The sequence below is a fragment of the Cysteiniphilum litorale genome, from assembly GCF_003428165.1.
Taxonomy (GTDB): Bacteria; Pseudomonadota; Gammaproteobacteria; order Francisellales; family Francisellaceae; genus Caedibacter; species Caedibacter litoralis.
The window spans coordinates 1-11,711 of the sequence record NZ_QLIQ01000054.1 but is presented as its reverse complement, the minus strand read 5'-3'; the positions used below and the strand labels follow the sequence as shown (position 1 = coordinate 11,711).

The window sequence follows — 11,711 nt, the reverse complement described above, 5'->3', positions numbered from 1 at the left end:
TCGCTACTTTGCTGTATTTTTCTTTTAATCTCCCCAGCTTTTCGCAGACTTTATCATATTTCTTGGTGCAGCCTTTTTTGCTTAACCCTACTTTTACCTTCTCTAATTCCTCAATAAAGCGTTGTTTGAATTTCTCATACATCGCACTACCTTTGTTCTCCATCCCCTGCGAATGGCAATACAGTTCGACCTCGTCGCCTTCTGACGGCTTAACTAAATAGGTGGTGACCTTGTTATCCTGATCTTTTTTGACAACAACGCCTGAAATGTCCTCTGGTAAGGATAAATTACGTTTACGTGATATCACCAAATACTTATAACCATGCTCTGTTAACCATTGGATATTGTCCTCTGTAGCAATACCTGCATCCATAACTACTATAGCTTCTTTGCTACAAGGTTTAACCATCTCCTCTAATGTTTTTGGCTCAGAAACATTGCCCTTAAACAACTGACTCTTTTTGATAAACCCAGAACCATCCAGCACCAGTGCTAAGGTCACTAACATGCAATCGCTGCGTTTTTCTTTTGATCGTCCTAAAGCGCCTAGCTGTAATGGACTGCAAACATAAATCGATGGATTGCAATCATCCGTGAATTTTGGACCAAATTATTTGCGACTATAATTTTGGTTTGGATCACTTTAAATGCGACTATAAATTTCTGGCGCGCAAATATATTTTACTTGGACCACATTAATTGCGACTGGAGATTTCAGTACTCGATAAACGAACGTTTATTTGACAGTCCTAAAATGCCACTTTATCACTGCACAAAACAACTCAATAAATCATTGCAATAATCTAAACTTTGTTTACACTCTATCTTAAGTTTTTTGATAATAATTTTAAACATATGAGAATCGGCTATATTAGAGTGTCAAAATCAGATGGCAGCCAATTATTAGATTTACAAAAAGATGCTTTATTAGAGGCAGGTATTGATGAAGCTCGGATATATAGTGATCTCGCATCAGGGAGTAAAGATAGTAGACCTGGCTTTGAGGCATGTCTTAAAGCTCTGCAGCCAGGTAACACACTTGTAGTATGGAAACTTGATCGATTAGGCAGAACTATGAAGCATTTAGTGAACTTGGTCGATGATCTAGGAACAAAAGGTATTGGATTACAAGTACTGACGGGTCAAGGTGCTAAAATTGATACCACAACACCAAGTGGACGCATGGTATTTGGGATTTTTTCAGCACTTGCTGAGTATGAGAGGGATTTAATACAAGAAAGAACAAAAGCTGGCTTGGCGGCTGCTCGAGCTCGAGGACGAAAAGGTGGTCGTCCTCAAAAAGTGGATAAATCATTGCTTAAAATGGCTATGGCAGCAATGTCTGATAGAAATTCAGTTGCTGCCATGGTAGCAAAGCAGCTTGGGATTACCACCAGTACGCTATACAACTATGTTAACGGTGATGGGACTCTCAAAGAAGCTGGCGCAAAAATTATGGGTGCTTGAGATGTCAAAAAAAGTACCGCTAGAGCAACTTATTTTGCTTGATCATCAGTTAGCTGATTTAAGTGCCAGAGACCCAAAACGCAAACAGTTGGTGCTTGAATGTGCTGCTGCCTTTGGTCTTTCAGCATCAACCATCTACAGGCAGATGAAAAATACTTTTGATAAAGCATCAAGTCTTAGAAAAGATTCCGATGTGACGCGCATATGCACGGTATCAGAAATGCTAAAGTACTGTGAAATCATTGCTGCTATGAAACTTATGGCAAAAAATAAAAAAAATCACAGAATCTCAACACCAAGGTGTTTAGAGATATTAGAGACGAGTGGAATATTTGTAAATAATGAAAAAGTACAACTACCAAAAGGATTGTTAAATAAAAGCACCGTTAATCGTTACCTTTCTAAATGGGGGTTTTCTGATAAAAATCTATCTGTTCAGCCTGTAGTTACACATTTTGAAGCGCAGCATAGCAATGAGTGTTGGCAATTTGATTTCACTCCATCCGATATGAAGAAAATTGATTTTGTTCCTCCTGGAACTAAGCTGATGCTTGCTTTATTTACAGACGATGCCAGTGGTTGCATTTCTGGACAGTATGTTATTGCTTCAGGAGAGGATGCTATTAGTGCATTACAGGTTCTATATAAAGCGATGGAAGGTCAAACAAAAGGGAGTTTTATAAAAGGTATTCCGATGTATCTTTACGCTGATAACGGTAGTTTTGTAAAAAGCAGCATTTATATTCGCGTCTTAAAACTACTTGATATCACGCTGAGTACTCACATGCCAAAATCGTCAGACGGACGAAGGGTCACCGCCAGATCCAAAGGAAAGGTTGAACGAGCAAATCGGACTTTGAAAGATGATTTTGAAACACTATTTCATTTTCAAAGACCAGAAAGTCTTGAGCAGCTTAATCAATGGCTGCAGGAATATATTAGAAAATATAACGAAAAACCGCATAGAAGAGCGAAATGCTCTCGTTTTCAGTTTTGGAAGGATCACTTACCTGAGTCAAGTTATAGGGCAGTATGCACAAAGGAGCATTTTGCTAAAATATGCAGAGTCCCAGAAAAAAGGACTGTTGGTTCTGATGCTTGCGTTTCAATAGAGGGAGAGCTTTTTCAGTTGTTACCTGATTTCGCTGGAGAGGTTGTACAAGTTTTGCATGGTATTTTTGATAATCAAATATATGTAGAATACCAATCTAATACCTTTGGACCTTTTTATCCCTATGGTGGTCCGATACCTTTTAATACCTACAAGAAAAAACCCAAGACTCAAAAAGAAAAAAAAGCAGACTATATTGAATCACTATCACAGACTCTTTCGCTTCCTATTTCTGCTTTATCTGGTTTGGATAACGAGACGCAGAAGATTCTCATAGAAAATAGTTTCGTGATCGAAGAACTTAAGTCTATCCCCTTTCAAGAAGCTGATGTGTTGAATGAGAATTATAGAAATAGAATTGAAGCTAAGCAGCGTATTGCTGATATTTTGGCACGACCATTAGCTTCTCTATCAAGTCATGAGATGCAATATATTAATGAGCTGCTTGATGAGACATTAAATAAAAAACATATTGGTGAGCAACTGAAACTCTATTTCTCACCAAAAATGGTTATCACTGGTAATTTGGAGTAACAGAGTATGTATAATGAAGCATTAGAGCACTTTAAGCTGGCAAAACCATTTGTTAAAGCTGGATATTTTGAAACCCCTCAGTACAGAGAAATCTATACAGACTTAAAGCGGATCATCATGATGGGTGGCATTGTTTCTCTCACGGGGATGGTGGGTTCTGGTAAAACCACTATGCTTCAAAGAATTAAGCATGAGTTAGATCAAGAGAAAAAAATTAGCACAGCTCAATGTTTAACGACGGATAAAAGAAAATTAAGCATTAATAATATTATTCTTGCACTGTATTACGATTTATCACCTAAAAACAGTAAAGCAAGTATTAGCATTCCAAACCAGAATGAAAGTAAGGAACGGTTGCTATTAGATTTAATTATCAAGCGCAAATCATCAGTTGTGTTGTTTATTGATGAGGCACATGATATACACGGACAAACCTTGGTGGCGCTTAAGCGCATTATCGAAATAGCACCTATAAGTGGATATCATCTATCTGTTGTACTAGCGGGGCATCCTAAATTAAGAAACTCGCTTTCTAAGGGCGCCATGGAAGAAATTGGCGCGAGAATTGAGATGTTTGAAATTGATACAGGATTTTTGCAAAATAGAGAAAAATATATTGATTGGCTAGTAAAAGATTGCTTAGCAGACAAAAAGGTTAAGCTTAATGACGTTATATCACCAGACGCAATCACTTTAATTACTAATCATCTAGTTACGCCACTACAAATTTCCAGAATTATGACAGATGCTGTCATGCAAGCTTATAAAATTGGTGAAAATATCATTTCAGCTGACCTGATTAGTAGCCTTTTAAAAGCTGATCTTAACAACATTGATGCGGTTTTGGCGCGTAATGGCTACCAGCAAATAAATGCAGTTGCTGAACTATTAGGAGCAACACAAAAAGAAGCCAAAGATTTTCTATCTGGAAAGCTTTCAGGCAACAAGCGTCAAGAGTATTTAAACATATTAAATGGCATAGGACTCAACTTTGAGAAAACGGTATAATCTATGGCAAAACGCGCAGAAAAATTTCAAGTAACTGCATACAAGAAATTTGTGTCCGACATACAAAAAAAAGTAATGGACAGCAAAGTAACAATTGTAAGATCGGTTAATCATGAGTTAATAAGGCTTTACTGGTGGATTGGAGATTATATCGTACGTAGTCAAAATCAATATGGTTGGGGGAAATCAATAGTTGATGAACTAGCTAAAGATTTGAGCCATTACTTTGGTGGAACCTATGGTTTTTCTTCACGAAACTTATGGTATATGCGCCAATTTTATCTTGAGTACCATGACAAACCAAATCTGCAACAGCTTGTTGCAGAAATTCCCTGGGGGCAGAACTTAATCATATTGAGCAGCAAACTCTCAGATGAAGCTAAAGGTTATTATATTAATGCAGTTTCTGAGTTTGGTTGGACGCGAAATGTGTTAAAAATACAGATCAAGTCAAATGCGTACGAGAGATCAAGGCTTTTGGAAAAGCAACACAATTTCAATGAAACACTGCCTGAGCATCTAGCAGAGCAAGCCGATGATGCGATGAAAGACGTATACACGTTTGATATGCTAGGTATAACTACTCCAGTTCTTGAAAAAGAGCTCGAGTTAAGAATAGTACAAAAGGTTAAAGACGTCATCCTTGAGCTTGGCTATGGATTTAGTTTCATTGGCAATCAATATAAAGTTAGCACGAGGAATACCGACTACTTTATTGATCTTTTGTTTTATCATCGTAGATTAAAATCGCTTGTTGCCATTGAGCTTAAAACAGGCAAATTCAAACCTGAGTATGCGGGGAAAATGAATTTTTATTTAAATCTACTGGATGATACTGTAAAAGAGCCAGATGAAAATCCTAGTATTGGTATCATTTTATGTGCAGATAAAGATAATGTAGATGTTGAATATGCCTTACGAGGTTTGACTAAACCAGTAGGGGTTTCAGAATACATTTTAACCTCCACGCTTCCAGAAACCCTACTCGATAAACTACCTGATTCAACAACGTTAAAAAAAGAAATAAAAGAGAGCATGACAGACATTGAATAAATTTATAGTCGCAATTAATGTGGTCCAAGTAAAATATATTTGCGCGCCAGAAATTTATAGTCGCATTTAAAGTGATCCAAACCAAAATTATAGTCGCAAATAATTTGGTCCAAAATTTACGGATGATTGCAATCCATCGATTTATGTTTGCAGTCCATTACACCTAGCTCATTGTCCAATGATTGACCTTCAAAATAGGTGTTGGTTAAATCATAAAGCGTCACAATTTCCTCAAATTCAAACCATGTTTTCTCTCTTTGGTATAAGGCTTCTTCAATGGCATCTTTAGACTTTAACAGAACATCCGAAATACGATACAGGCGATTCTTGTGTAAGGTGCTAAAATCAGTCTGTAGCACCTCATCTAGTGCGCTTTTGGTTTTTAAAACTTCACACGTCCTCACCTCACTGGCAGGGTACAATGTGCGCGCTAAAATCGTGGCTAGCGCGTCTTGGCACTCGCTATTAGATAAACCACATGTGCTTAGAACCTGTGGCAAATGCAGGTCTTGCGCTGCTTTGTGGACAAGGCTTTCGGCACCAATGCTTTTAATATCAGAGGATTCAACAGAGGAAATATCTACTTGCTCATAGTGTGATTCTGTTGGTGTTGTATTAAATAACGCTTCACCGTGCTTTTTAATCACAAGAGCACTTAAGCGACGTGCTTCTGCTTCAATATGATCATCCACATTCAATAGAGCATGCTCAGCGCCATGAAGTAAGTCTTTAACGCGATCCGTCAACAATGCCCATTCTGACTCATCAATGGCAGTATAGCTGCTGCCTAGATTTAAGAGTGTAATTTGGCGCACCTTGCCGTTTGCCATACGCATCGTTTCAACTAAACGATAGCTGTAGTAGGTGACATCAGCAATGGTGCGTGTTTTTGTTTTGCGTATGTACATAAATTATGCAGCGGTATTTTGTATTGAATTGACTCTATCAGAGTTTGCAAGCATAAGCAATAGCAAATACAAACATTATGGCACTACAAAAGTGATTTTGACATAAAATGAACGTAGGAATAAGGGTTTGAGGGGCATGAAATTGCAAAAAAAGTTTGATTTGAATGTTTTGTAATCAAAAATTTACCAACTTGGGTATTGAGTTAGACATTACATTTACTCCTGTTGTAAAAAAAGTGATTTTTTAGTTTTAGCGGACTTGGGCAACTACCTTTCTGGGAAAAACCAGTGCAATATGGAATTACCCCTATTAGATAATTTTTTCTCTAATATGAATGCTTAAGTTGAATCCTGGTCTGTCATCATCTATTTGTAAATTAGGAATATTTTCAACAAGTATCAGGTAATCTTTTTGCAAGTAACTCATACAGATAGAACCAGAAATGTTTTTTTCAGGCTGAAATAACAAATCGGACTTTGGGGAGGTAAGCATTGCATGAAAAATTATTTGAACCATGTTATGCAAATTAACATACTCTAGATTGCTGTGTTCATGATCAGGGTTAAAAAATATAATTTTTGCATTGTCTGGTAGGCATTGAAAACAGATATAACTTACTCCTTTTTCAATTGCATCTTGGAATATTTCTATAACTTGATCCTCAATTTTCTTCCATCGTTCCATTTTCTCAGCGTGAAGATAATTGCGGTCAGCTTTGTGGAAACATTTCTTAACAAGATTCATCACGCAATTATTCCTCAGTCTTTATATTTTTATGAGTATGTTTATCCAGTTGGTCATTTTTTGCTTTTAGCACCGCCAGCTGAATTTCAGCTTCATGTAATTTATGACGTACTTTATTTAGTTCATCTGCTATTTTCTGTTCACGCTTATTGCTATCCTCCAGTCTTAAAGCACTAATACTGAGTTCTTTTTCAAGTGCCATAATTTGTGAGGTAGTGGCATGTTGGTATTTTTCCAGTTCATTTTGCAGTTCAGCGGTCGTTTTTTCAAGCAGTGTTACCTGATCGAGCGCTTCCTGTGTATGTTGTGCTTCAAGATTCAACTTTTGTTGATAGCTTGCTTCCTGTTCGCTCAACATACTTTTATATGCCATCTTTAATGCGGTAATAAGTGTTTTAGGTAAGTCTGTAGCATCAGAGACCACTTGCTGTTCCTGCCATTGTTTAATGAAATCAGAAACGGTTGCGAATCCGCCACCTGTTACTGCAAGCACATTGCGCACGGTGACTTTTTCACCATCAGTCATTAATTTTTCGCATACTTGAATTACCTCATCTAAGGTTAATCGATCGCGTTTTCCTTTCTTCTTAAAGGTGGTTCCCATTTATTTTCCCTTTTATATGCTAATTACATTTTTTAGCTAATGTTAACCACAGCTAATGCAATACTATCTTTAGACTTACTCTACATTTCCAGAAATTGGATAAAACTTTAGAAGAACCACTACTGAATAGTTTGATTTTTTCTGATAGAGAAATATCTCATTTGGATCATTTAGCAGATTAGCAAATTTAACCTCATTATCTGCACCATTAGACATCTTGCTATATTTAGCAATGTTTAATGTAAGGTCAATGTAAATATCATTCTGTCCTTTATAATATGTCACCATTTTGGCTAAATTGTATTTTGGATGGGATATATCGGGGATGTTCAGAACTTGAGGTTTATTTTTAGTAAACTTTATGATACCTGATATGCTTTTACCTAGCTCTACAGTATTCTCCATCTTTGCCAATTTATCAATTGCATTATCATAGCCAGTCATTATTAGACCTGCTGATGAATCAAATAGTGCAACACCTATTTGATTTGCTAAGACATTTATTGGTATTTCATTATTTATTTTAAATGCTGTGAATGTGAAAGTTAGTCCATACTTTTGTGGCAACTCACCTGATTGAGATTTATTAACTATATTTTGTATCGATATCATATTGTACAACATATAGCACATAGACCCTGTTGCTATTAGTGCAATTAACGTTGATATACTTCCCAAGATTAGAACTATTATCTCGCCTAAAGTGGATTTTTCCTTCATTAAAATTTTTCTCCCATATTATCTATCTACATATTTTATTATTCTAGCTTGTGATTGTTAAGACTTCTTCGGTTTCTGTTGTTTTGCTAAATACACCCGTCATGAATTCTATAAAGTGACGTAGAGTTTCTGTCATAATGACAAAATCAGCATCGAACCGCTCTATCTCAGATTCAGTGACAATATCATTGGCCTTGTCCTGGACTAGCTCCAGAAATTTAAGCGACTTAATCATAAACTCATCATTAAGCACAAAAGATAGTTCGTCTTGCCATGACAACGCTAATTGCGTGACTTCTCTGCCAGAGTCAATCAAAGAGATAATATCATCGGTAAATAAATTTTGTCGCTGACAACGAATAACACCGCCATCGTTGTTGTTATCCTGTAATACACACTGATCTTCTATGGTTAACTCTTGCGGATATTCATTGGTTTTTACCCAGTGAGTCAGTAGCATAGAGACGGGTATTAAATCAGGCATTCTAATTTTTAAGCTGCCCAGTGTTTTACGTAAATTAACGGTTAGGATTTCTGCTTTTTTGCTTGAAGAGGCATTAACAACAAGCCAGTCATTCGTGGTGTCGATATAAGCGTGTATTACGGTATCACGTGTAAAGGCACGTGGTAACAGGCTTTGGTAAATTTCTTCCTTCAAGGTGTCCTGTTCTTTCTTTTTAACCTTTCGGGATTCACGCAATTCAATTTCTTCGACTTTTTCATCGAGGATCTCTTTAATCACCGTTGCAGGTACAATCTTTTCCTGAATTTGAAAAGCTACTATAATAAAGCCATTGGCTTCATAGGCAATCGGTGAATCTTTGGATACGGGTGAAATCCATCCCGTTGAGATTGGTTGAGATGGCGAGCATTGGCTAAACTGATGCTCTTCCAGGCTTTTTTCAATCATTTCAAATGATAAATCAAACGGCTCGATAAATTCAAATAGTGCTATATTTTTAAACCACATCGCATCACACTCCTTATTTGCTGTGTTGTAAATATCATAAAATATCAGTGTCGATATTTCAAGATATTATTTAAATTAAAATCAAGTTGAAGTAAAACAAATTATTGATCTTTGAGAGTCACTACTAATTTTAATTGAGGAGGTGCATCACTAAGCCTGTTTCGCTGTCATTGAATTGACCTGCGAATCTTAAGTCTTGTTGGACTTCTCCTGTGGCGTTGACTGCGAATGGATTAATGTTACCTGGCCATTGTTTCTGACCGTTTTGTCCGGTGAGATACTCAGGGGTGCCTAAAGCGTCATTAATAAAGCAATAGGTAGCGCCATTAACTTATTTATTGTTATCTAACCACTCAACCTGTAAGCTGTGTTTTTTGAAGTAGTCCTCCAGCTCTTCATAAGTGTCAAACCATTCGTCTTGACTATTTGCTTGGTTGGATGGATCGCTGAATATTGACAACAAATACCCGCCACTCATCTTTTGATCACCTACAATCTTAATGCTTTGATTTACAAATGGACTATTTTTCATATTCCCCACAGCATCTATCTTTATAACTGGTGTGTAGCTTGGTTTTGGTGGACATAATTCAGGATACTGAGAGAATATAATTTTCTTTTCAGCTTCAAATATTTGCTCAGCTTCTTTGTTAAAATTAGAATAATCTTCCCAAAAACCCAATTTACACCACCTCGCAGGTGCGAAACTTAAACAGCCACTATCTTTATCATAATCAATAATCCAGTTTCTAGCTGGCTGACTATCAATAATTTCAAATGACATCGCTTCTTCTAAGATCGGACAAAAATCACCATCGTCAGGAATAATTCTATAAAATACTTTTTCCATAGATGAATATATTTCTAATACAATATATTCTTTACCTATAGTGACGGAGTTTGTCTTGGATCCAATATATTTAACTTTCATTAATGAACTCCTGACATACTATTAAATACCACCTTATAATCGTGACCGTAATATGGCTTACCAGTGATATCATGTTTATACCCAAGTTGGTAAATTTTTGATTACAAAACATTCAAATCAAACTTTTTTTGCAATTTCATGCCCCTCAAACCCTTATTCCTACGTTCATTTTATGTCAAAATCACTTTTGTAGTGCCATAATATATATGTTTGCTATTGCTTATGCTTGCAAACTCTGATAGAGTCAATTCAATACAAAATACCGCTGCATAATTTATGTACATACGCAAAACAAAAACACGCACCATTGCTGATGTCACCTACTACAGCTATCGTTTAGTTGAAACGATGCGTATGGCAAACGGCAAGGTGCGCCAAATTACACTCTTAAATCTAGGCAGTAGCTATACTGCCATTGATGAGTCAGAATGGACATTGTTAACCGATCGCGTTAAAGACTTACTTCATGGTGCTGAGCATGCGCTATTGAGTGTTGATGATCATATCGAAGCAGAAGCACGTCGCTTAAGTGCTCTTGTGATTAAAAAACACGGTGAAGCGTTATTTAATACAACACCGACAGAATCGCACTATGAGCAAGTGGATATTTCCTCTGTTGAATCCTCTGATATTAAAAGCATTGGTGCCGAAAGCCTTGTCCACAAAGCAGCGCAAGACCTACATTTGCCACAGATTCTAAGTACATGCGGTTTATCTAATAGCGAATGTCAAGATGCGCTAGCCACGATTTTAGCGCGCACATTATACCCTGCCAGTGAGGTGAGGACGTGTGAAGTCTTAAAAACCAAAAGTGCGCTAGATGAGGTGCTACAGACTGATTTTAGCACCTTACACAAGAATCGCCTGTACCGCATTTCAGATGTCCTGTTAAAGTCTAAAGATGCCATTGAAGAAGCCTTATACCAAAGAGAGAAAACATGGTTTGAATTTGAGGAAATTGTGACGCTTTATGATTTAACCAATACCTATTTTGAAGGTCAATCATTGGACAATGAGCTAGGCGCTTTAGGACGATCAAAAGAAAAACGCAGCGACTGCATGTTAGTGACCTTAGCACTGGTGCTGGATGGTTCTGGGTTTATCAAAAAGAGTCAGTTGTTTAAGGGTAATGTTTCTGAGCCAAAAACATTAGAGGAGATGGTTAAACCTTGTAGCAAGGAAGCTATTGTGGTTATGGATGCCGGTATTGCGACAGAGGACAATATCCAATGGTTGACAGAGCATGGTTATAAGTATTTGGTGATATCACGTAAACGTAATTTATCCTTGCCAGAGGACATTTCAGGTGTTGTTGTCAAAGAAGATCAGGATAATAAGGTCACCACCTATTTAGTTAAGCCGTCAGAAGGCGACGAGGTCGAACTGTATTGCCATTCGCAGGGGATGGAGAGCAAAGGTAGTGCGATGTATGAGAAATTTAAACAACGCTTTATTGAGGAATTAGAGAAGGTAAAAGTAGGCTTAAGCAAAAAAGGCTGCACCAAGAAATATGATAAAGTCTGCGAGAAACTAGGGAGATTAAAAGAAAAATACAGCAAAGTAGCGAGTCATTTTGAGTTAGAGTTAAAAGCAGATGCCAACAAAGAAAATGCCTTATCCTTGACTTGGCATGACAAGGAAACTCGAGCGAATAAAAACA

At 37.1% G+C, this 11,711-nt stretch carries 10 protein-coding genes and 2 pseudogenes; 5 read left to right on the top strand and 7 right to left on the bottom strand.

Going from position 1 to position 11,711, the window contains the following annotated elements:
* Window positions 1-553, bottom strand: a pseudogene (locus DNJ75_RS13395) (transposase); the annotation flags it as partial.
* A gap of 302 nt (window positions 554-855) precedes the next feature.
* Here DNJ75_RS13395 and DNJ75_RS13390 point away from each other — a divergent pair.
* The 4 genes from DNJ75_RS13390 to DNJ75_RS13375 are packed head-to-tail and all read left to right on the top strand — an operon-like array spanning window position 856 to window position 5,173.
* Entirely contained in the window at window positions 856-1,467 is a 612-nt protein-coding gene (locus DNJ75_RS13390) for a recombinase family protein (protein ID WP_117003960.1), read from the top strand.
* 1 nt (window position 1,468) lies between these two features.
* Window positions 1,469-3,112: a DDE-type integrase/transposase/recombinase gene (locus DNJ75_RS13385; RefSeq protein ID WP_157968348.1), complete on the top strand. Its 1,644-nt coding sequence runs from the start codon at window positions 1,469-1,471 to the stop codon at window positions 3,110-3,112.
* Window positions 3,113-3,118: 6 nt separating this feature from the next.
* Entirely contained in the window at window positions 3,119-4,120 is a 1,002-nt protein-coding gene (locus tag DNJ75_RS13380) for an ExeA family protein (protein WP_117003958.1), read from the top strand.
* Window positions 4,121-4,123: 3 nt separating this feature from the next.
* On the top strand, window positions 4,124-5,173 hold the full coding sequence (locus DNJ75_RS13375; protein ID WP_117003957.1) for a PDDEXK nuclease domain-containing protein: 1,050 nt from the start codon (window positions 4,124-4,126) through the stop codon (window positions 5,171-5,173).
* A 128-nt stretch (window positions 5,174-5,301) separates the two neighbouring features.
* On the opposite strand, the pseudogene DNJ75_RS13370 reads toward DNJ75_RS13375, so the two are convergent.
* From DNJ75_RS13370 to DNJ75_RS13345, 6 genes and pseudogenes are all read right to left on the bottom strand, one after another.
* A pseudogene (locus DNJ75_RS13370) lies at window positions 5,302-6,081 on the bottom strand (IS1634 family transposase); the annotation flags it as partial.
* A 310-nt stretch (window positions 6,082-6,391) separates the two neighbouring features.
* Window positions 6,392-6,826, bottom strand: a complete 435-nt coding sequence (locus DNJ75_RS13365; protein ID WP_117003955.1) for a hypothetical protein — start codon at window positions 6,824-6,826, stop codon at window positions 6,392-6,394.
* 7 nt (window positions 6,827-6,833) lie between these two features.
* Window positions 6,834-7,430 (bottom strand): DNA-binding protein, encoded by a 597-nt coding sequence (locus DNJ75_RS13360; protein WP_117003954.1) that lies wholly within the window; start codon window positions 7,428-7,430, stop codon window positions 6,834-6,836.
* Window positions 7,431-7,505: 75 nt separating this feature from the next.
* Window positions 7,506-8,150: a hypothetical protein gene (locus DNJ75_RS13355; protein WP_117003953.1), complete on the bottom strand. Its 645-nt coding sequence runs from the start codon at window positions 8,148-8,150 to the stop codon at window positions 7,506-7,508.
* Window positions 8,151-8,193: 43 nt separating this feature from the next.
* Window positions 8,194-9,120, bottom strand: coding sequence for a recombination-associated protein RdgC (locus tag DNJ75_RS13350; RefSeq protein ID WP_117003952.1), 927 nt, complete (start codon window positions 9,118-9,120; stop codon window positions 8,194-8,196).
* Between the two features lie 331 nt (window positions 9,121-9,451).
* Entirely contained in the window at window positions 9,452-10,051 is a 600-nt protein-coding gene (locus tag DNJ75_RS13345; protein ID WP_117003951.1) for a hypothetical protein, read from the bottom strand.
* Window positions 10,052-10,327: 276 nt separating this feature from the next.
* Here DNJ75_RS13345 and DNJ75_RS13340 point away from each other — a divergent pair.
* Window positions 10,328-11,711: IS1634 family transposase (locus tag DNJ75_RS13340; protein WP_117003950.1), on the top strand; the 1,384-nt coding region annotated here is incomplete at its 3' end.